At 68.8% G+C, this 20286-nt stretch carries 19 protein-coding genes and 1 pseudogene; 9 read left to right on the plus strand and 11 right to left on the minus strand.

Going from position 1 to position 20286, the window contains the following annotated elements; translation table 11 throughout:
- Positions 1-5: 5 nt before the first annotated feature.
- The 6 genes from ABZ824_RS00820 to ABZ824_RS00845 all read right to left on the minus strand — a co-directional run bounded on the left by ABZ824_RS00820 (position 6) and on the right by ABZ824_RS00845 (position 7968).
- Positions 6-860 (minus strand): alpha/beta hydrolase, encoded by an 855-nt coding sequence (locus ABZ824_RS00820; RefSeq protein WP_356960872.1) that lies wholly within the window; start codon positions 858-860, stop codon positions 6-8.
- An 85-nt stretch (positions 861-945) separates the two neighbouring features.
- Positions 946-2697, minus strand: coding sequence for an amidohydrolase family protein (locus ABZ824_RS00825; protein ID WP_356960873.1), 1752 nt, complete (start codon positions 2695-2697; stop codon positions 946-948).
- 4 nt (positions 2698-2701) lie between these two features.
- Positions 2702-4351: a class I adenylate-forming enzyme family protein gene (locus tag ABZ824_RS00830; protein WP_356960875.1), complete on the minus strand. Its 1650-nt coding sequence runs from the start codon at positions 4349-4351 to the stop codon at positions 2702-2704.
- A 38-nt stretch (positions 4352-4389) separates the two neighbouring features.
- Entirely contained in the window at positions 4390-5436 is a 1047-nt protein-coding gene (locus tag ABZ824_RS00835) for an NAD(P)-dependent alcohol dehydrogenase (protein WP_356962406.1), read from the minus strand.
- Entirely contained in the window at positions 5436-6593 is a 1158-nt protein-coding gene (locus ABZ824_RS00840) for a serine hydrolase domain-containing protein (RefSeq protein ID WP_356960876.1), read from the minus strand. The genes ABZ824_RS00835 and ABZ824_RS00840 overlap by 1 nt, the downstream gene beginning before the upstream one ends.
- A 7-nt stretch (positions 6594-6600) precedes the next feature.
- Entirely contained in the window at positions 6601-7968 is a 1368-nt protein-coding gene (locus tag ABZ824_RS00845; protein ID WP_356960877.1) for an NAD(P)-binding domain-containing protein, read from the minus strand.
- Positions 7969-8180: 212 nt separating this feature from the next.
- Here ABZ824_RS00845 and ABZ824_RS00850 point away from each other — a divergent pair, with 212 nt between their 5' ends.
- Entirely contained in the window at positions 8181-8801 is a 621-nt protein-coding gene (locus ABZ824_RS00850) for a helix-turn-helix domain-containing protein (protein WP_355077896.1), read from the plus strand.
- A gap of 284 nt (positions 8802-9085) precedes the next feature.
- On the plus strand, positions 9086-9835 hold the full coding sequence (locus ABZ824_RS00855) for a DUF6319 family protein (protein WP_356960878.1): 750 nt from the start codon (positions 9086-9088) through the stop codon (positions 9833-9835).
- A 1-nt stretch (position 9836) separates the two neighbouring features.
- Here ABZ824_RS00855 and ABZ824_RS00860 read toward each other — a convergent pair whose 3' ends face one another.
- The 3 genes from ABZ824_RS00860 to ABZ824_RS00870 are packed head-to-tail and all read right to left on the minus strand — an operon-like array spanning position 9837 to position 12573.
- On the minus strand, positions 9837-11369 hold the full coding sequence (locus ABZ824_RS00860; RefSeq protein WP_356960879.1) for a GGDEF domain-containing protein: 1533 nt from the start codon (positions 11367-11369) through the stop codon (positions 9837-9839).
- A complete protein-coding gene (locus ABZ824_RS00865; protein WP_356960880.1) occupies positions 11369-11935 on the minus strand; it encodes a hypothetical protein in 567 nt (188 codons plus the stop codon). Before ABZ824_RS00865 ends, ABZ824_RS00860 begins: the two co-directional genes overlap by 1 nt.
- Positions 11932-12573: a pyruvoyl-dependent arginine decarboxylase gene (locus ABZ824_RS00870; RefSeq protein WP_356960881.1), complete on the minus strand. Its 642-nt coding sequence runs from the start codon at positions 12571-12573 to the stop codon at positions 11932-11934. The genes ABZ824_RS00865 and ABZ824_RS00870 overlap by 4 nt, the downstream gene beginning before the upstream one ends.
- 91 nt (positions 12574-12664) lie before the next feature.
- Here ABZ824_RS00870 and galK point away from each other — a divergent pair, with 91 nt between their 5' ends.
- The 3 genes from galK (at position 12665) to ABZ824_RS00885 (ending at position 15997) form a co-directional block, all read left to right on the plus strand.
- On the plus strand, positions 12665-13786 hold the full coding sequence (galK, locus tag ABZ824_RS00875) for a galactokinase (RefSeq protein ID WP_356960882.1): 1122 nt from the start codon (positions 12665-12667) through the stop codon (positions 13784-13786).
- Positions 13787-14014: 228 nt separating this feature from the next.
- A complete protein-coding gene (locus ABZ824_RS00880; protein ID WP_355077926.1) occupies positions 14015-15733 on the plus strand; it encodes a sodium:solute symporter family protein in 1719 nt (572 codons plus the stop codon).
- A 12-nt stretch (positions 15734-15745) separates the two neighbouring features.
- The gene (locus ABZ824_RS00885; protein ID WP_355077890.1) at positions 15746-15997 is read left to right on the plus strand and encodes a hypothetical protein; all 252 of its coding nucleotides are present in this window, start codon (positions 15746-15748) and stop codon (positions 15995-15997) included.
- Between the two features lie 226 nt (positions 15998-16223).
- Here the strand turns inward: ABZ824_RS00885 and ABZ824_RS00890 are convergent.
- Positions 16224-16679: pseudogene (locus ABZ824_RS00890) on the minus strand (SRPBCC family protein); the annotation flags it as partial.
- A 580-nt stretch (positions 16680-17259) separates the two neighbouring features.
- Between ABZ824_RS00890 and ABZ824_RS00895 the strand changes: the two are divergent.
- Complete coding sequence (locus tag ABZ824_RS00895; RefSeq protein ID WP_356960883.1) at positions 17260-17934, plus strand: hypothetical protein; 675 nt, start codon at positions 17260-17262, stop codon at positions 17932-17934.
- Positions 17935-18128: 194 nt separating this feature from the next.
- On the opposite strand, the gene ABZ824_RS00900 is transcribed toward ABZ824_RS00895, so the two are convergent.
- Positions 18129-18488 carry an Rv2640c family ArsR-like transcriptional regulator gene (locus ABZ824_RS00900; protein WP_356960885.1) on the minus strand — a complete coding sequence of 120 codons (360 nt, stop codon included), beginning with the start codon at positions 18486-18488 and terminating at the stop codon, positions 18129-18131.
- Positions 18489-18586: 98 nt separating this feature from the next.
- On the opposite strand from ABZ824_RS00900, the gene ABZ824_RS00905 reads away from it, so the two are divergent.
- The 3 genes from ABZ824_RS00905 (at position 18587) to ABZ824_RS00915 (ending at position 20277) form a co-directional block, all read left to right on the plus strand.
- The gene (locus ABZ824_RS00905) at positions 18587-19117 is read left to right on the plus strand and encodes an ArsI/CadI family heavy metal resistance metalloenzyme (protein ID WP_356960886.1); all 531 of its coding nucleotides are present in this window, start codon (positions 18587-18589) and stop codon (positions 19115-19117) included.
- 123 nt (positions 19118-19240) lie between these two features.
- The gene (locus ABZ824_RS00910; protein WP_355077925.1) at positions 19241-19555 is read left to right on the plus strand and encodes a metalloregulator ArsR/SmtB family transcription factor; all 315 of its coding nucleotides are present in this window, start codon (positions 19241-19243) and stop codon (positions 19553-19555) included.
- Complete coding sequence (locus tag ABZ824_RS00915; RefSeq protein ID WP_356960887.1) at positions 19552-20277, plus strand: MIP/aquaporin family protein; 726 nt, start codon at positions 19552-19554, stop codon at positions 20275-20277. Before ABZ824_RS00910 ends, ABZ824_RS00915 begins: the two co-directional genes overlap by 4 nt.
- Positions 20278-20286 lie beyond the last annotated feature (9 nt).

Consider the following 20286-nt stretch of genomic DNA (forward strand, 5'->3'; position numbering starts at 1 on the left):
GCGGCTCAGCGGCCTCCGGACTGCTCGCGCGCCGGGACGTCGGTCGCGGCCAGGAAGCCGGTGATGATCGAAGCGACCCGCTCCGGAGCCTCCACCATAGGAAGATGACCGCAGTCCGGTAGTTCCACCGCCGTGTGCGGGCGCAGCTTGCGGTTCAGCCGTCCGCCCGCCTTCGCCGACAGGATGCGGTTGCGCCGCCCCCAGATCGTGCAGATCGGCGGGAAACCGGCGGGCGGCTCGAAGGTGTCCAACGCGCGGTAGGACGGGAAATCCTGCACCAAGCCGTGCAGAGCTCGCAGCCTGCCCCGATCGGTCCAGTACGCCCGCACGCGCGGCTCGTGCTGGGTGCGCAGACGCCGGCCGCGGGGGCCGAGCTGATTGCCGACGATCAGCGAGACCACCGGGTCCGGCAGGCTGATCCGGCGGGCCAGCGGCCCCAGCGGCAGCCGCGCGTCCAGCCAGGCCAAGCCCGCCGACTGTCCTGAACTCACGGTGTCCAAGGTGAGCGGATTGATCAGGACGAGCGCGCGCACCCGGTCGGGATGCCCCATGGCGTAGCGCAGCGAGGTGGCGCTGCCGAGACAGTTGCCGATCAGCACCACGTCGGTGACGCGTTGGGCGTCGAGGAACGCCGTGAGCATGTCGACGTAATCGGTGAGGCGGTAGCCGGTCGCGGGCTGGTCGGACTGCCCGTAGCCGGGCAGGTCGAGCGCGAAGACCTCATGCGAGTCCCGCAGTGCCGCGACTTGGTCGTCCCAGATGCGGCGTTGCGTGCCCGCGTTGTGCAGGAACACGACCGGAGACCCGCTGCCCGTGCGGTCGAAGACCACGGACCTGCCCCGATGTTCGAATACGTCCACGCTGACTCCCTACGAACCACCGGCGAGCGAACCGCCGGGTAGCAGCGATTTTACGTGGACGAACCGGACCGAGCGGGCGGTTGGACTATCCGGTGGCGGTCGCCGCGCGCAGGAAACGGCCGGTCCGCCGGGCGCCGAGCTCCGCGGCGGGCGCGCCGCCGCCGAACACCGGCACGCCGCCGACCAAGACCGCGGTGACCGCCTCGTCGTTGCGGTTCACCATGCGCGACAGGTTGTCGAAGGGGGCGATGGGGGATTCGTGGTAGGCGTCCAGCGAATCGTCCAGGCGAGCCGGATCGAGCACGACGACGTCCGCTCGGTCGCCCACCCGCAGATGTCCGGCGTCCAGGCCGTACCAGTCCGCGAGTTCGCCGGTGAGCCGGTGCACCGCCTGTTCCATCGACAGGAACGGACGGCCCGCGTTCGCGGCGTCGCGCACCCGGCGCAGGAAGCGGAGCCCGAAGTTGTAGAACGCCATGTTGCGCAGATGCGCTCCCGCGTCGGAGAAGCCCAATTGCACGCCGGGGTCGGCGGCGAGCCGATCGAGCACTTCGGGTCGGTGGTTGGAGATCGTCGTACGCCAGCGGACCTTGCCGCCGTGTTCCACCACGAGGTCGAGGAACGCGTCCACCGGGTGCGTGCCGCCGCGCTCCGCGCCCACCTCGCCGAAGGTCTTGCCGATCACGCTCGCGTCCGGGCATTCCACGATCCGCGCATCGAAGAAATCACGGTGCCACACCCGTGGACCGAATTTCTTGTCGTAGTCCTTGCGGAAGCGGCGCCGGTACTGCTCGTCGCGCAACAGTTCCCGGCGCTTGTCCACTTGGTCGGCGAGGTGCAGCGCTTCGGCGCCGGAACCGAACTCCTCGAACACCACCAGGTCGATGCCGTCGGCGTAGACCTCGAACGGCACCGGAAGGTGTTGCCAGCGGAAATCGCCGCCCAGCGCGTTGAGCACTCGCGCGATCAGCGGGAAAAGGTACGCGATGCCGGGAATGGCCTTGAGGTCGGCGGCAGAGAGCAGGCTGACCTTCAGCGGCTTGCGGAACAGGCCGAGGCTACCGGCCGCCATCGTCACCAGGCTCTGCGGGCGGGACACGTCGGGTCCGCCCTGTAGTGCCCGCCCGCGCCGGCGCAGGATGGCGTTGAGCCTGCGCCGTTCCCGGGTGGTCGCGTAGGTGGACGGCAGGGTGCGCGATCGGCACACCGCACCGTCGAGTTTGTCGAACAGCAGCTGCTGGGAGGACATGCCGACGAACCCGGCGTCCAGCGCCTCGGTGAGCTTCGCCGCCATCCCCGCCAGTTCGGCGGCACCGGGCCGGACGTCCTTGCGGGTCGCGCGCTCCAGACCCATTTCCGCGGCGCGGATGTCCGAATGCCCGATGAACGCGGCGACATTCGGGCCCAGCGGCAGTTGTTCCAGTGCGGCCGCGTATTCGTGCGCTGAGCGCCAGGTCTTGTGCTCGCCGACCGCGGCGAGGACGTGCTTGCGCGGAATCGCCTCGACCCGTGCGAACAGGTCGCCCGCGTCGGAGGCGTCGACGTGGACGGTCGACAGCGAGCACGAGCCGAGCAGGACCGTGGTGATGCCGTGCCGCAGCGATTCGGTCAGCGCGGGATGCTGGAGCACCTCCACGTCGTAGTGGGTGTGGATGTCGAGCATGCCCGGGATCACCCATTTCCCGGTGGCGTCCACGATGTTCGGACAGTCGGGGTCCTCGATCGGGTCGGCCGAGACGGTCGCGACGCGACCGTCGCGGATGCCGAGGTGCCGGATCGCCGAGGGCGCGCCGGTGCCGTCGAACCACTGGCCGTTCGCGATGATGGTGTCGTACATGGCTTCACACCTCGAGATCGGCGCGTATGACCTTGCCGGTCGCGTTGCGCGGTAGTGCGGTGGTGGTGAGCCGCCAGCGGGCGGGCACCTTGTAGTAGGCGAGCCGCTCGGCGGCGAACGCGCGCAGCTCCTCTTCGCTGGTCGCCGTGACGCTTTCGACCACGACCACGGCGGCGACCTGCTGTCCGAGGTCGGCGTCGGGTACCCCGAGCACCGCGCACTCGCGCACCGCGGGATGCTCCTCGAGGCACTGCTCGATCTCCGTGGGATAGACGTTCTCCCCGCCGCGCAGGATGAGATCCGAACGACGCCCGGACAAGCGCAGCCTGCCGTCCTCCAGCACCCCGATATCGCCCGTGCGCAACCAGCGGTCGGCGGTGATCGCCGCGGCGGTCGCTGCCTCGTTCTGCCAGTAGCCCAGCATCACGTAAGGGCTGCGCACGCAGATCTCGCCTTCGGTGCCGTCGGGGACCACGTTGCCCGCGCTGTCGCGGATCTCCAGCGCGACCCCGACGACCGGACGACCGACGGTGTCCGGGAACGCCGCCAGCTCGGCCGGGCTCGCCAGCGTCGCGGCGGTGCTGCATTCGGTGAGGCCGTAGCTGGTCACCAGCGCGTTGCGGGCGACGGGCAGCTGATCGCGCAGCTTCTCCTGCAACGCGGCCGAGGACGGCGCGGAGTTCAGCGAGAAGGAAGCGAGCGAGGACAGGTCGTAGTCGGACAGGTCGAGTTCGAGCATCCTGGTCGCCATGGTCGGCATGGCGCCCCAGTTGGTGACCCGCTGCGCCTCGATCAGCCGCAGCACCCGGTCGGCGTCGAACGAGCCCTGGTGGATCACCGCCGCGTCACCGGTGACCAGCCGGGGAACCACCAGGTTGTGCAGGCTGGCGATGTGGAACAGCGGCGAGGTGAGCAGGAAGCGCCGCCCGCTCGGCAGTTCGTCCGCCCCGGTGAGCGCGGCGGCCAGCGCGTCGTTGAAGAGGTGATAGTCGGTGACCGCCACCAGGTTTCGGTGCGAGTGCACCGCCCCTTTGGGTCGGCCGCTGGTGCCGCTGGTGTACAGGATCACCGCGGGATCGTCTTCGTCGATCTCGGTGTCGGGCAGGTCGTCGGTGCGGTATTCGGCCAGCAGCGCGGGTATGTCGTGTTCCATGGTGAGCACCGGGACCGGGATATCCAGTTCCGCCACCAGCGCCGCGCGCTTCGCGTCGGCCACGAGGACGGAGGGGCTGGTGTGCTCGACGCCGTAGGCGATCTCGCGCGGCGCCCACCACGCGTTGTAACCCACCGCGATCGCGCCGAGCGCTTGGGCCGCCCAGAAGGTGAGCCCCCACTCGGGCGTGTTCGCGGCGAGAATGCCCACGCGGTCGCCCTTGCCGACGCCGAAGCGGTCGCGCAGGGCCGTGGCCAGTGCCGCGACCGCGGCGGCGTGCTCGGTGAACGACATCCTGCGGTCCGCGGTGACCAGATAGTCCCGGTCGCCGTGCGCGGCCCCGGCGACGAGCACTTCCCGCAGCGAGGACTTGCGATGGCGCACCACCGGCAGCGGCGCGCCGAGCACGTCCTCGACCACCATCTCGAATCGACCGCCGGGTCCGGTGAGCCTGCTCGCGGCCTGTGCCACGAACGTCTGCGGGTCGATTGCTTTTGTCATATCGGATACTTCCTCGTCACTGCGCATGGGTTGATTCGTCACGGCTCTGGGATCAGCACGGCGCGGCCGGTGATCAGCCCGCGCTCCAGCCGGTCGAGGGCCGCGCGGCCGTCGGCCAGCGGATAGCGCTCCACTTCGGCGCGCAGCTTGCCCGCCGCGGCCAACGCCACGGAGTCGATCAGGTCGGATCTGGTGCCGCCGTAGGATTTCCGGACCGTGGCGCCCCACGGCCAGCCCGTGCCGGTGGCGGGCGCCGCCGTGATCTCCGGCGCGCCACCGCCGAGGCCGACCATGCGGTAGGCCCCGTCGGGCGCCACCGATTCCACCGCTAGCCGCGCGGTGGCGTCGACGCCGACGAAGTCGAACACCGCGTCCGCGCCGCGACCTGCGGTCCGGTCGAGGATCTCCTTCGCCGTGTCGTCGCCCGCGAGAAGTCCTTCGGCCGCACCGCACCGCGCGGCGAGTTCGAGCTTGTCGGCGCTCACGTCCACGGCCAGCACCCTGGCCGCCGTGGTCGCGGCGAGGATCTGCACCGCGAGGTGGCCGAGCCCGCCGATCCCGACAACCACCGCCACCGACCCCGGCCCCAACCGATCACGAGCGCCGCGGATGGCGTGGTAGCTCGACAGCGCGGCGTCGGCCAGCGGCGCGGCCTCGGCGAAGTCGAGGTCGCCGATCGGCACGAACGAACTCGCGGGCACCCGGATGTAGTCGGCCATCCCACCGTCCGGCCCGAGTCCGGGGCACGGCGGCATGGCGGTGCGACCTGCGGCGAGGCAGACGTTCTCGTTGCCGCCGACGCACTCCCGGCAGACCCCGCACGACCAGCACAGATACACGATGCCGCGCTCGCCCGCCCGGCGGCCGCCGACCCCGGCGCCGACGGCTTCGATGGTGCCCGCGATCTCGTGGCCGAGGGTCAACGGTTCCTCGCGCATCCGGAAGGGGATGTGCAGCACGTGCAGATCCGAATGGCAGATGCCCGCCGCGCCGACCCGCAGCAGCAGATCGGTGGGACCGATCTCCGGAATCGGTACCTCGCGCAGTTCCAGCACACCGGGCTCGGTGAGCTGCAGTGCCCGCATCATCCGCGCACCGCCGCGAATGTCGCGCGCAGATAGGCATCGCCGCGGTCGGAGCCGATCAGCCCCGGCGCCATCCGGTTCATGGCGTAGGCGAAGGTGGTGCGGTGCTCGAGGTCGTTGACCACCATCGCGCCTCCGTACCCGGCCCACCAGCACACCCGGCCGTCGGGAACCTCCGGGGCGGTCTGCCGCTGCGGCAGACCGTAGCCGATGCCGAATCGCAGCGGCACCGCAAGCGCGAGATCCACGCCGTCGGACTGCTGCTGGAAGATCAGCTCGATCGTCCGCTCCGACAGCAGCCGCCGTCCGGCCAGTTCGCCGCCGCAGGACACCAGCGATTGCACCCGCGCCACCGAACGGGCGTTGCCGTGGCCGTTCACCGCGCCGATCTCGGCTTGCCGCCACCCGGCGCTCGCCGTCTCGGCGATGTCGAGCAGCGGGCTGGTGAGCGTCTTGACCAGCACGCTTTCCTGGTCGAGCGCGGCCATGTCGAATTCCGGCATGGCGGGCGGGATCAAGGTCGCGATCCGCCCGTGGTGCTCGGGCGCGGTGCCGATGTGGAAGTCCGCGCCCAGCGGCCCGGCGAGCTCATCGGCGAAGAACTCGCCCAGCGAGCGTCCGGTGACGCGGCGGATCACCGCGCCGATCAGGTGGCCGTAGGCCAGCGCGTGGTATCCGGAGGCGGTGCCGGGCTCCCACCACGGCGGCTGGCTCGCGAGACGGGCGGCGGAGGCTTCCGCGTCGTAGATATCGGCGAGCTCGATCGGCGGCTGCCACCCGGAGACGCCGGAGGTGTGCGCGAGCAGATGACGAATCTCGATGTCGCCCTTGCCGTTCGCCGCGAATTCCGGCCAGTACCTGGCCACCTTCGCGTGCACGTCCAGTTCGCCGCGCTCGACCAGCAGCAGGGCGCACAGCGCGGTCATGGTCTTGGTGATGGAGAAGACGTTGACCAAGGTGTCCTCGGTCCACGGCTGCGTGCGTTCCCGGTCGCGGTAGCCGCCCCAGAGGTCGACGACCGTTTCGCCGTCGACGGTGACGCAGATCGATGCGCCCAGCTCGTCGCCGGAGGCGAGCCGGGACTCCAGTTCCGTGCGGACCCGTGCGAATCGTTCGGCGCAGAATCCCGAGGTGGCGGTGCCCGTGGTAGTGGTCATCGCCGCCTCACACGTGTTCGGGCGTGCGGCCGGGAACCGGCAGCGCGTTTCCCGCGGCGGTGGCGCGTTTCGCGCCGCGCGCCAGCTCCCGCCGCATGTCCCGCACGTACGGTTCGAATTCGATCTGGATGGTGTGCCGGGGCGAGTCGTAGTAGCGCCCCGACCTGGCCGACTCCGCGGACCGCATGGCCGCCCGCATCTCCTCCGCGGGCGGCAGGTGGTAACGGCCGGTCAGATAGGCGGCGACAAGCTTGCTCTGCTGCTCGGCGAAGTTCACCAGCGTGGGCAGCGGCTGGGCCAGCCCGAGGAAGAACAGGTTGTCGATGCCGGGCTTCACCATCTGCTTGAACAGCGGGAAGCGATTGGCGCTGTCGGGCAGCAGTTCCGGATCGGAGAAGAACGGGAAGGAAATGCGGTAACCGGTGGCGCAGACGATCACGTCCACCTCCTCGGCGCTGCCGTCGGCGAAGCGCACCCGCGAACCTTCCAGCGCGGTGATCGCGGGCTTGAACGTGACGTCGCCGCAGCCCGCGCGGTGCAGGAACTCTTCGCTCGCCGATGGATGCGCCTCGAAGGGCAGGTGGTCGGGCTTGGGCAGGCCGTAGTCCTCCATGTTGCCGCGGAATTTGCGGACGAAACGCTGCTTGAGTTTCAGGCCCAGCTTCGGCGGCATCCACCGTGGCATCGAGCGCTTGTCGCCGACCTTGCCGTTGACGTACTTCGGCAGTACCCAGACCCCGCGCCGGGCGGAGACGTAGAGCTTCGTCGCGATGAACCGCTGCGACAGCTCGGAGGCGATGTCCAGGCCCGAGTTGCCCATGCCGACCACCACGACGCGCTTGCCGCGCATGTCGACCGGGTCGAACGGGTCGTTGTAGGCGTGGCTGTGCAGCAGCGTGCCGTCGAATTCGCCCGGGTAGTCCGGAAGGCGGGGATCCCAGTGGTGCCCGTTGCAGACGATGAGCGCGTCGTAGTCCTTGGTGCTCCCGTCGCTCGTGCTGATCAGCCAGCGGCCGTCCGTCCCGCGCTCGGCCGCGGCCACCCTGGTGTCGAACACGATCCGGTCGCGGATGCCGAAATGGTCTACGTAGTCGCGGAAGTACTGGAACAGTTGCGAATGGTGGGGAAAATCCGGCCACTCGTCGGGCGCGGGATAGTCCTCGAAGGCCAGGCGGAACTTGGACGTGTCGATGTGCAGGCTCTGGTAGCACGCCGACATGCCGTTGGGGTTCTTGAAGTACCAGTTGCCCCCGACTTCGTCGGACGCTTCGTAGCAGTCGAACGGTATGCCGTAATCGTTCAGGCGTTTGGCGGCGGTGATCCCGGAGGGACCCGCCCCGATCACGCAGACGCGGGGGAGTGCGGTTGACGTCATTCACTGTCCTCGTGCTGGAGGCCGTCGTCGGTGACGGCCGAACCGTCCGGTGCGGCTCACGCGCCGGAGTGACGTAGGCAACAAAGTAGCACTCGGTAGACATGGTGTCTAGTGAGTGACGCACTGTCCATCGCTCCCGTTCCCGCGTAGACTCGGGCGGCGTCAACCGCACGTCAGTCCCTCTTTTCACGGATACGAGGTACCTGTTCACCATGCGTACGAACGCGAGCGCGAACCTGCGGGACGAGCAGAAGCAGCAGACCAGGGTCCGGCTGATGGAGGGCGCCAAGGAGCTGTTCGCCACCCGCGGCTACGCGGCGGTGCGGGTGGACGACATCGTCGCCGCCGTCGGTTGCAGCCGCGCCACGTTCTACCTGCACTTCGCGGGGAAACAAGAGATCCTGCGCGCGATCGCCCAGCAGGGCACCCTGTCTACCGTGCTGCACTCCTATCAGGACCTCGACCGGGTGCTGGAGACCGGTTCGCGCGCCGAGTTCGCCCGTTGGATGACCCGCGCCATCGAGTGGTTCCACCAATACAAAGACCTGCTGCCCGCCTGGGACGAGGCGACCGCGCTGGAACCGGAGTTTCGCGAGATCGCCCGCGACGGCATCCTCGCATTGCCCAACGCGATGACCGCCTACCTGGCGGCGTGGCCCGCCGACCGGCGCGACGAGGCGCGGTTGCGCGTGGAATTGCTCGTGGCGCAGCTGGAGCGGTTCTTCACCCGATGGGCGATGCAGGGCACCATCGACGTCTCGGTGGAGCAAGCCGTCGAAGTGCTCACCGACATCTGGTTTCCGGCGCTGCGCGCGCCGACGGACGCGAGTTGAGCGGGCTTGTTCGGCGCAGTCGACCTTCCTGGGCGGGCCAGTCGGTGACGTCGGGTCGGTTGAGGTGCGAGAAGGCCTCCAGCACTGGTTTTCTCGCATAGGACGCCGAAGCGTTGTGGTCTGTGGGGGCTGTCCGCAGGGTGACGGCATGTGTTGCCCACTGTTCGCTGGATGCGTGAACGGTGCCGTCCGCCGCCCCTATTCGACGGTGGCCCGCGAATCTGTCGGCGTCGTGCGGCATCATCTGTGCACGCAGCCAACCACGAAATCGCTCGGAGTTACCCATGTCGTCCCCACGAACCAAGCCGCATCCCTTGTCGGACAGCGAGATTCAACAGATCGCCGCGGACATAGCCGGTGGCAGCCCGCCCATGGTGTGGTTCACCTCCGCCGCGGTCGGCGTGCCGGAGGGGCGCTCGGGCAAGGTGATCGCGCTCGGCGACCCTGCCGACGGTGACTTCCTCCAGGTCCGGCCGACCGGATCGAAGGATGTACTGTCCTTCTCTCCCACCGAGGTGACCTTGACCAAGCCGCCGCGAGGGGCGGCGGGCGCCACCGCCCAGCAGAAGTCGACAACACGGAAGGAATCCCCTGTGACGCAGTCGTCGACCACGACGAGCACCACGACCGAGCCCGCGCGGCCGAGCGCACCCGCGCCCGCGGCCACCCCGAAGCCCGCGGCGGCCGCGGAAGCGAGTCGAGCCGACAGCGCGGCCAAGCAGGCCGCGGCGCCCAAACCGGCCAAAGCGGCCGCCGCCCGCAAGGCCAAGGCGCCCGAGGTCACCGTGACGCTCACCGGCACCGCCGACGGCGAGTGGTCCATCGACGTGGTCAGCGGGAAGAAGCGCACCCTGCGCGGTCTTCCGGTGGCCGGTTCCACGGTGGCGCAGGCGGCGAAGATCCTGCATCCGGAGGTCGCCGAGGTGGTCGCGGGCGTCCTGGACGCGTTGCGCGGGGTGCAGGAGGCCAAGGTGCAGCAGTTACAGGCCGAGCTCGAGGAGGCCAAGCGCCTGCTGAACGAGCTGAGCGACTGAGTCAGACCGCGGGACTGGCGGATCGGGCAGCCGTGCGCCAGATCCGTCGCTCGGTGCCGGGAGGCGTGTGCCGCACGTCGTCGTGGAACGCGTAACCGAGCGAGTACTGCTTCGCGTGGTACATGGCCGCGTCCGCGTCCCGGAGCAGGCCGTGCACGTCGGTGTCCGAGCTGCGTGGACCGACGCACGCCACGCCGACGCTCGCGGTGATCGGTATCTCCCCGGCGCTCAGCCCGAACGGCCGGACGAACGCGCCGAGCAGCCGTTCGGCCAGCACGGCGGCCTCCGGCCGGGCGAGCCGGGCGAGCACGACGAATTCGTCGCCGCCGTAGCGGGTCACCACGTCCTCGTGGCGCGCGACTCGCCGGATCCGGCCGGCCGCCGTCGAGATGAGTTCGTCGCCGACGGCGTGCCCGTAGCTGTCGTTGACCCGCTTGAAGCCGTCGAGGTCGATGAACAGCAGCGAGATCGGTTGCTCGGCCCACTGTTCGCCGCGCTGCCGCAGCGCGCGCAGCAGTGCGGCTCGATTCAGCAATCCGGTGAGTATGTCGTGGTCGGCCTGGTACTGCGCGCGCCGCTCGCTGCGGGCGCTGCGCACGATGGCGCGCTCGCTGCGCACCAGCATGCCGATCAGCAGTAACCCGAACAGCGACGACACCACCACGCGATCGAGCGGGCGCAGGCTCGACCCGACCACCGGCACCAGTGAGGCCACGATCAGCGCGATCGCGATGAGGCTGGCGCGCTGCCTGGAGTGGTGTGGGTGGATGCGCCGTGGCGTGCCGAGCGCGGTCATGGTCGGGTGCAGCGCCGCGGCGCCCACGGTGGCGTAGGCGGCGAGCAGGGGAGCCAGCAGCACTTCACGCCCGAACACGGTCGCGCCCGCGGTCTCCAGGCTGTAGCCCAAGTCGCCGAGCAGCACCGCGACGAGTCCGGCGTGCAGCAACCACAGCGAGGTCTCCGCGCGCGTTGAGGTCGCCATGGAGTGCGCCACCAAGGTCAGCAGCAGCGCGTCGAGTACCGGGTAGGTCGCCGCCAACAGCGCGTCCAGCCCGGTCGCGGTGGATTGCAGGATCGGGGAGATGAGGAAGGTCCAGGAGGCGAGCAGCGCGCCGAGCCCGATCAGGGCCGAGTCCAGGAGCAGGTCGTAGTCGCCGTGCACTTGGCGCGGCCACAACCAGATCAGCGCCGCGAGCCCGACGCCGAGATAACCCAGCAGAGTGAACGCGTCGTCGAGCGGATGGACCGCGTGGTCGCCGATGTCGCGCAGCGTGGTGCCGGTGGCGAACAGCACCGCCGAGCCGGACAGCAGATACCACGGCAACGGGTGCGCGGGCCGGTGCGTGCGCACGCCGACCGCGATCATGGCGAGGGTCGCGCCGACGATGATCGTCATCGTCACGAACGCCGCCACCTGCGAGTCCACCGCCAGATGGACCGCGATCGCGGCCGCGCTTCCCCCCAGAAGTACCGCGTACCAGCCCGATCCGATGCCGCGCGGACGGCTGGTCTGTGGCTGTTCACTTGGTGTCATCAGCCCCCCTTGGTCGCTCCATCCCCGGTGAACCGGGCCGCGTAATAGATCTGTGAATCCTCCACCGCGACTTCGACGTTCGCCTGTTCGTCGAGCACCGCCCTGAGGCTGTCGGCGAACGAGAACCGAGTGTTGTTGTACGAGCAGATGTCCCAACCGACCGCAGCGCGCTCGGCAACCAATATCTGGACAACTGATTTGATCATGGCATGGAACGCCGCCCCTTGGCGGGCACTTGGCGCAACAAGGGTGAAACCCGCGTAGTAGATCGCGTCGCGCGCCGCGTGTTCGGGATAGCGGGCCGCGAAATAGTCCGGGCTGATCCACGGCACGGTCTCCAGATGCCTGGTCAGCGTGGTGACGCCGATCGGCTCGCCGTCGGCGTGCGCCACGTACTTCTGCACGCGGGGATCCACCATCTCCTCCCGGAACTCCTCCGGGTGCAGCACCTGCCGTGCGATGGCCTTCGCGCGCAACGGGCCGAACGCCTCCTCGTACAGGCGATGGAACATCGCGATCCGTTCCTCCGGAACCGCCGCCTCGACGGTCACGGTGATCTCGCTCATCGCGGACCCCACGGAATGGTGTGATACGCGGCGAGGACCAGCGCGCACGCCGGGTCACCGTCGGAGGTGGCGTCCACGGTGCACAACTGGACGGGGCCGAAGCCGTCGTCGCGGTGGCGGGTCATGTCCGCCAGGCTGGCGCGGATCAGGGCGTCGACTTCGTCGCTGGTGTCGGCCTCGTGCTCGACGAACAATCCCGCGCCGGAGCCGTCGTCGCGCAGCGCCCAGCCGATGCCCGCCGCGGCGGTCGCGCCGCGTTCGCAGGCGTGCCGCACCGCGTAGACGCAGTACAGCCGGTCACCCCACGGTATCGGCTTGCGCACCCGGCCGATCCGTTCGACGGTGGCGCGCGGCGGGATGACCGACGACAACCGGATCAGGTTCGCCTCACCCACGCCGAGATCGCGCAGCGCCGCGTCGAACGCCGACATGGCGGTCGGTCCCGCGCCGGTCGCCGCGCCGATCTCGATCGTCAGCGGCGCCGGGAACGTCCGCTCCAGCGGCGGCCGCAGCCGATCCGGGCGAGGCCGCGCGCGTAGGTCGCCGCGTGAGGCGTCGTGAATCATGGTGCCCTCCCGATCCGCCGCGGCCACCAGATTTCGCAGGCCGGACTTGCGTCGAATTCGACTCTGCGGCACGAACGCCGATCCCGCAGCCGACCGGGCCGAAAACGATGTCCGGGCGGCGTGTCTCGTACCCTGGCACCGACCGGGACAGCGAGGAGCGAGTGTGCGGACATGGGTGGCGCCGGGGCGGGTCAACATCATCGGTGAGCACACCGACTACAACGACGGCTACGTCCTGCCGATCGCGTTGCCGCTGGTGGCGCGGTGTACGGCGGCGCCGCACACGGACGGGCTGGTGCGGGTCGGCTCGCGGCAGCGGCCCGGCGAGCCGGTGCTCGTCGCGGTGTCCGACCTCGAAGGCGCGCGGGCGCGGGTGCCTGGTTGGTCGCGCTATCCGCTCGGCGTGGTTGCCGAGTTCACCCGGCGCGGACACCGGATCCCCGGCGTGGATCTCGACCTCGACGGCGCGGTGCCGATCGGTGCGGGCCTGTCGTCCTCGGCGGCGCTGTCCTGCGCGGTGGCCATCGCGCTGCGTGATCTGTTCGCGCCGGGCCTGACCGATCGCACGCTGATCGACATGGCCCGCGCCGCCGAGAACGACTACGTCGGCGCGCCGACCGGCTTGCTCGACCAATCGGCCGCGATGTTGTGCACCGCCGGGCACGCGCTGCTGCTGGACGTGCGGGCATTCGCCGCCGACACCGCCGCGCCGCGCGGCGTCGAGCAGATCCCTTTCGATCTCGGCGCTTTCGGGCTGGAACTCCTTGTCGTCGACACCGGCCAGCCGCACGAACTGGTCGACGGCCGCTACGCCGAGCGCCGCGCGGAATGCGCTGCGGCGGCCGAGGCGCTCGGCGTCGAGACCTTGCGCGACGTGGCGTCGGCGACGGACACCACCCGGATCGCCGACGACGTGCTGCGTCGGCGCGCCCGGCATGTGGTGACGGAGAACGCCAGAGTGGTCGCAGTTGCCGAAAAATTGCGGGAAGGGCTCGACCCGCGTGGGATCGGCCCGATGCTCACCGCCGCACACGTCTCGCTGCGCGACGACTTCGAGGTGTCCACTCCGGCCCTCGACGCGGCGGTCGACGCCGCGCTGGCGGCCGGGTCGCACGGCGCGCGGATGGTCGGCGGCGGATTCGGCGGCAGCGTCATCGCGCTCGTCGACCGGGACCGCACCGCGGCGGTGGCGGAGTCGGTGCGGCAGCGTTTCGCCGACGCGGATCTGCCCGATCCGCGCACTTTCGTGGTGGTCCCCGCCCCTGGAGCCCACCGGGTCGACTGAGCGACCGACCGGATTTGTGCGCGAATGTGCCACGCCGTTGGGCATGATCGCGCACAGTGGTGTCTGCCGACACCATTCGGCGGGCGACGAGGAGGTCGCGCGCGCCGGGCAGGACCAGCACGACGCGGCTCTCGCACGACGAACGACCTCGCTCGCCGCCCCGGTTTCACCGCCAGGAGGAACGCTGTGCCGCTCGTCGATTCGTCCGTTCTCGCCGCCGTGCCCGGCCTGCACTCGGCCGCTTCGCCACCGCACCTCGAAGCCGCCGAGACCCTCCGCCTGGACGCGCAGCCCGTCGACTACGCGCTGGTCGCCCTGTATTTCGTGTTCGTGCTCGGCATCGGCCTTCTGGCCAGGCAACGGGTGTCATCCAGCATCGACTTCTTCTTGTCCGGGCGCTCGCTACCGGCCTGGGTGACCGGCCTTGCGTTCATCTCCGCCAACCTCGGCGCGGTGGAGATCATGGGCATGTCCGCCAACGGCGCGGAGTACGGCTTCCCGACCTTCCACTACTTCTGGATCGGGGCGGTGCCCGCCATGCTGTTCCTCGGCGTGGTGATGATGCCGTTCTACTACGGCTCCAAGGTCCGCAGCGTGCCGGAATTCATGCGCCGCCGCTTCGGCACCGGAGCCCATCTGGTGAACGCGCTGAGTTTCGCCGTCGCGCAGATCCTCATCGCCGGGGTCAACCTGTACCTGCTCGGCTCGATCGTGAACGTGCTGCTGGGCTGGCCGCTGTGGGTCTCGGTGATCGTGGCCGCGGTGATCGTGCTGTCCTACATCACCCTCGGCGGTCTGTCCGCGGCGATCTACAACGAAGTGCTCCAGTTCTTCGTCATCGTCGCCGCGTTGCTGCCGCTCACCCTGGTCGGGTTGCACCGGGTCGGGGGATGGGACGGGCTGCGCGACAAAGTGACCGCCTCGCCGGGCGGCGCGGCGCAGCTGGAATCGTGGCCCGGTAACGCGCTCAGCGGATTCTCCAACGATTTCCTGTCGATCCTCGGCATCGTGTTCGGCCTCGGATTCGTGCTGTCGTTCGGGTACTGGACCACGAACTTCGTCGAGGTACAGCGCGCGATGGCGACGCACTCCATCTCCGCGGCGCGGCGCACGCCGATCATCGGCGCGTATCCGAAGATGTTCATCCCGCTGATCGTGGTGATCCCCGGCATGATCAGCGCGGTGCTGGTGCCGCAGATGGCGGAGTACAAGGCGGCGGTGACGGCGAATCCGGACTTCGAGAGCGACACCACCTACAACCAGGCGCTGCTGTACCTGATGAAGGACGTGCTGCCCAACGGCCTGCTGGGTGTGGGGCTGGCCGGCCTGCTCGCGGCGTTCATGGCGGGCATGGCGGCCAACGTCTCCGCGTTCAACACGGTGTTCAGCTACGACCTGTGGCAGCAGTACGTGCGGCGCGACCGCGCGGACGGCTACTACCTCGGCGTGGGCAGGCTGGCCACGATCGGCGCGACCGTGGCGGCGATCTTCACCGCGTTCATCGCCTCCGGGTTCAGCAACATGATGGACTACCTGCAAACCTTGTTCAGCTTCTTCAACGCGCCGCTGTTCGCCACGTTCATCCTCGGCATGTTCTGGAAACGGATGACGCCGACCGCGGGCTGGACCGGTCTGGTCTGCGGAACAGCCTCCGCCATAGTCGTTTTCATCCTGCACGAGACGAAGGTCTTCGAGCTGTCCGGCCAAGGGGCGAGTTTCGTCGCCGCCGGTGTCGCGTTCGTGGTCGACATCCTCGTCAGTGTCCTGGTCACCCAGGTGACCCAGCCGAAACCGGCGGCGGAACTGATCGGGCTGGTTTACTCGGAGACGCCGAAGGAAGTGCGCACCGACCCGGAGGCCGACACGCTGCCCTGGTACCAGCGCCCGGTCCTGCTGGCAGGCATCGCGCTCGTGCTCGTGATCGCGCTCAACATCTTCGTCGGATAAGGAATCGCCGCAATGTTTTTCGATATCCGTACCATCGTCGGCGGGTTGCTCGGCTGCTACGCGATCGTTCTCGTGGTCACCGGACTGGTGCACGACACCGCCGCCGAGCAGGCCAAGACCGGGGGGGTGAACGTGAACCTGTGGGCCGGGCTCGGCATGGGCGTGGTGGCGGTGGCCTTCGTGGCCTGGGCGCTGCTGCGCCCGGTCCAGGTGCCACCGGAAGCGCGTCCGGCGGACACCGATGAGGAGCGCGACTCCGCCTGACGCGAACGACGCCCCCTGGGAGACCCAGGGGGCGTCGTCATCGCACTGGTCAGACGCCCGGGCTACCGGTTCCGCCGGGCCACGTGCCGGGTGTGCCGGTCCCACCGACACCCGGGCTGCCGGTTCCGCCCGTTCCCGGGGTCCCGGTTCCGCCTGCGCCCGGCATGCCGGTTCCGCCGACGCCGGGCCGGGGAGCCGTGCCGCGTTCGGTCGCGGTGCCGCCGGCGTCCGGACGCGGGATGTCGCCGCGCCACGCGCCGGTCTCGCTGCCCTGATGCTCGATGAAGTGCTTGAAGCGCTCCAGGTCACCGTTCACCCGGTGCTTCAGCACACCGAGCTTGTCGGCGACGTTCTCCACGAACCCTTCCGGGTCGACGTCCATCTGCGTGGTCACCCTGGTGTGGGTGTCGTCGAGCCGATGGAACGTGACGACGCCCGCGTGCTTGGGTCCGCTGTCGGACTTCCAGGCGATGCGTTCGTCGGGATGCTGCTCGGTGATGGTCGCGTCGAACTCCCGCGTCGACGGGCCGACATGGACACGCCAGTGCATATGCCGGTCATCGATCTGCTTTACCGCTTCGACACCCTCCATGAACTGCGGAAACGACTCGAACTGCGTCCACTGGTTGTAGGCGGTGCGAACCGGAACCTCGACGTCCACCGTGGCGGCCATTGTGCTCACTTGCTACCCCTTTCCTCGCCCATCCGCACCGTTCGCGGGCGGGCGTCTCTCGGTTGACAAGCGCTCCCTTGTGGGGCGACTCGGGACATTGGTCGCTTACCCGGGTCGTTGGGGGGCAAACAGAGCGGAATCCTCGTCACACGTGCCGCCCAGCGCCGTCGGACCAGGTCTCCGGCCCGATCAGGCCTTGTTTTCTTCCCGAATCAATTCAGACGAGGACGTCGGCGGCCAATGCGTCCAGCGCGCGTACCGCTGTCGATTACGCCCATGGCGTGAGGGCGGCCGAAGGTGATCTCCGTGCGGCCGCCCCCGCCGGACTCGACACAGGCTCGTGGGCATGCACCTGTTCGCGCAGTCAGCTTGCGTGGGGGTACGCGACCAATACCTTCTTGCCTGTGGAATCGCCATGCTCCGCCGTTCCCGCCACCGGCCCAGTCCGCCCGCCCCGGGCGTCTCCGGAACCGACGTGCCGCACATCCCGAGCGTGAGAACCACCCGGAATGTGCGAGGACGGCAGGCCCGCGTGTGGTCAGGGTTGAGGACGAACAGATGCCGGATGATCGAGTGAAGGAGGGTTCGAATGAAGAAGGTCGAGATCTTCGACATGCCCACCCGCAGTGAGAGGCGCGATCCCGAGGCACTGAAGAAGCGCATTCAGGGCTCCAACGGCGGCCGGGACGATGCCTACGGCGCGTACCAGCTCGCCTGCCTGATGGCTGCCACCGAGGCGGAAGAGGACGGCAGCGACGACGAGGCGTGTCTGAGCCAATTCGAAGACGCGCTCCCCGGCTGGCTGAGCCGCCTCGGCTTGAAACTGGACGTCCATGCGTACGGCGTGTGCCACATGTCGGACAACGCGGGCATCGATCGTGGCGACGCGTCGTCGATCTATTGGACGTTGTCGGGGTTCCGCGACCGCTCCCGAATCTACGAGGCCATCGCCTTCCCGTCCGGCACACCCGCGCCCTCCGGTTCGCTGATGGAGCAATACGACGACTGGTCGCAGAACGCCGCCGCGGTAGCGGAAGAGGAATCCAGCGACTCCGCGCGCTTCTCCGCCTTCGTCGACTCGATGACGGAATACCTGAATTCCTCCGGCAAGAAGTTCCCCGGAACGTCCTTCGGCTACTTCAACAGCGCGGGCAGCGAAATCTACACCCCCAACATGGAAGAAACCGGAATGCTCTGGAGCGTGGCCCCGCTCGGCTCCTTCGACGGCCACATGTACGAATGCGTCACCGCGCTTCCCAAGTAAGTTCAAGATCAACGGCACATGACTGCGGCATTTCGCGAGTAAGCCTCTCCACCATGTGCCGTTGATCTTGAAGGGGGCCAGAATGGTGGGGTGTCGGCGGATTCGTTGGCGGGGAGAGTTCGTTCGCTGTGGGAGGGATTGGCTGCGGAACGCAGCAGGATTCCGTCCGGTCTCGGAGGGTTCGCGGAACAGGTTCAGCGGCAGCAGTTGGGGTCGAGGACGAAGCACAGTGCCGATAGGGCGTCGCGGCGGGCGCGGTGGAAGGTGTTCATGCCGCGACGTTCCGATTCCACCAGCCCGGCTTTACGCAGCTGGCCGAGGTGATGGCTGACCGTCGACTCCGACAATCCGACCGCCGCGGCGAGATCGCCGCCGTTCTCCTCGTCGGAAGTGCTGGTCAACAGCAGTGACAGCAGCTTCACCCGCGCCGGGTCGGCGATCGCTTTGAGCCGCAACGCCACCTCCAGCGCGGCGGCGTCGTCGATCGGTCCTGCCGCGACCGGCGCGCAGCAGACCGGGGCGGACATGTCGATCACGGGCAGCGTCTTGGGCATGCGGTCGACTCTACCCACTTCATTGACATATGTCGAAAAAGTGGCAGACTCGGCATCGAACCGGTTCTTCGATATATGTCACACAAGTGGAGGTAGTCATGTCCCGCATCCAACTCGCCCTCAACGTCGACGACATCGACCGGGCCGTGCGGTTCTACTCGACCCTGTTCGGCACCGAGCCCGCCAAGCGCAAGCCCGGCTACGCCAACTTCGCCGTCACCGAACCACCGCTGAAACTCGTGCTGATCGAGAACCCCGGCCACGGCGGCAGCGTCAACCACCTCGGCGTCGAGGTCGAGACCTCCGGCCAGGTGCACGCCGAGATCGCCCGCCTGTCGGAAGCCGGGTTGTTCACCGAAGAGCAGATCTCCACGACCTGCTGCTTCGCCACGCAGGACAAAGTCTGGGTGACAGCGCCGGACGCCGAACGCTGGGAGGTCTACACCGTGCTGGCCGACAGTGAAACCTTCGGTACGGCACCCGAACTCACCGGTGCGGCCACGCCTTCCGACGCCGAGGCGGTTCAGGCCTGCTGTGGCACGGCCGAGGAGGCCGCCGCCGAAGGTGCGTGCTGCGGCTCGGTCGCCAAGAAGGAGGCAATCGACTCGGGTGCCACCTGCTGCCACTGACCCCGGGCGACGTTAACCCGGTGTTCGCTTGCCTGTGGATTCGATGTACATCAATATCGATCCGTGTCGAAACAGGAGTTACCGCTCGTCGGCGTGACCGCACCATCGTGTGAGGTCACGCCGATGATCCGCCAACCGCTGACCGCCGACGCCGCCATCGAGCTGGCCTGCGTCTTCAAAGCGCTGTCGGACCCGGTCCGTTTGCGGCTGCTGTCGGTGGTCGCCGGCCATGCCGGGCGGGAGGCGTGCGTCTGCGACCTGTCGGAAGGCTTCGACGTCAGCCAGCCGACCATTTCCCATCACTTGAAAGTGTTGCGCGAAGCCGGACTGCTCAGCAGCGAGCGGCGCGGATCGTGGGTGTACTACCGCATCGAACCCGCCGCGCTGCGGCAGTTGTCCCGGCTGCTCGACATCACCGTCTCGGAAGCGGCGCGATGACCGACCTGACCCGGCGGCTACTGGCCGAATTCCTCGGCACCGCCCTGCTCGTCGCCGTCGTCGTCGGCTCCGGCATCGCTGCCCGGCAACTGTCGCCCGACGACATCGGCGTGCAGCTACTGGAGAACTCCACCGCCACCGTTCTCGGACTCGCGGTGCTGATCCTGCTCTTCGGGCCGGTATCGGGCGCGCACTTCAACCCCGTTGTCTCCGTGGTGGACTGGCTACTCGGGCGGCGCCGAGGCACCGGCCTTTCCGGCCGAGACCTCCCTGGCTACATCGCCGCCCAAACGACCGGAGCCGTCTTCGGAGCGATCCTCGCCAACATCATGTTCGATCGATCCGCGCTGCAGATCTCCACCCACCATCGCGTTACCACCGGCCATGTGATCGCGGAAGTCGTCGCCACGGCCGGACTGATCGCCGTCGTCTTCGGCCTGGCCCGCAGCGGGCGAGCGGCCCTGTCGGCGGCAGCGGTCGGCGCATACATCGGAGCGGCGTACTGGTTCACCAGTTCCACCTCGTTCGCCAACCCCGCCGTCACCATCGGCCGCGTCTTCTCCGACACCTTCGCCGGAATCGCCCCCGCGTCCGTGCCGGGCTACCTCGCCGCCCAACTCCTCGGCGCACTCATCGGCATGGCCCTCGTCGCCATCCTCTACCCGGCCACCGCCGCCGCCGACAAGGCCGTCATCCCCCGCGACACCATCGACACTCACTGAAAGGCCGCG

The organism is Nocardia sp. NPDC047038, from assembly GCF_040644075.1.
In the GTDB taxonomy this organism is placed as follows: Bacteria; Actinomycetota; Actinomycetes; order Mycobacteriales; family Mycobacteriaceae; genus Nocardia; species Nocardia sichangensis.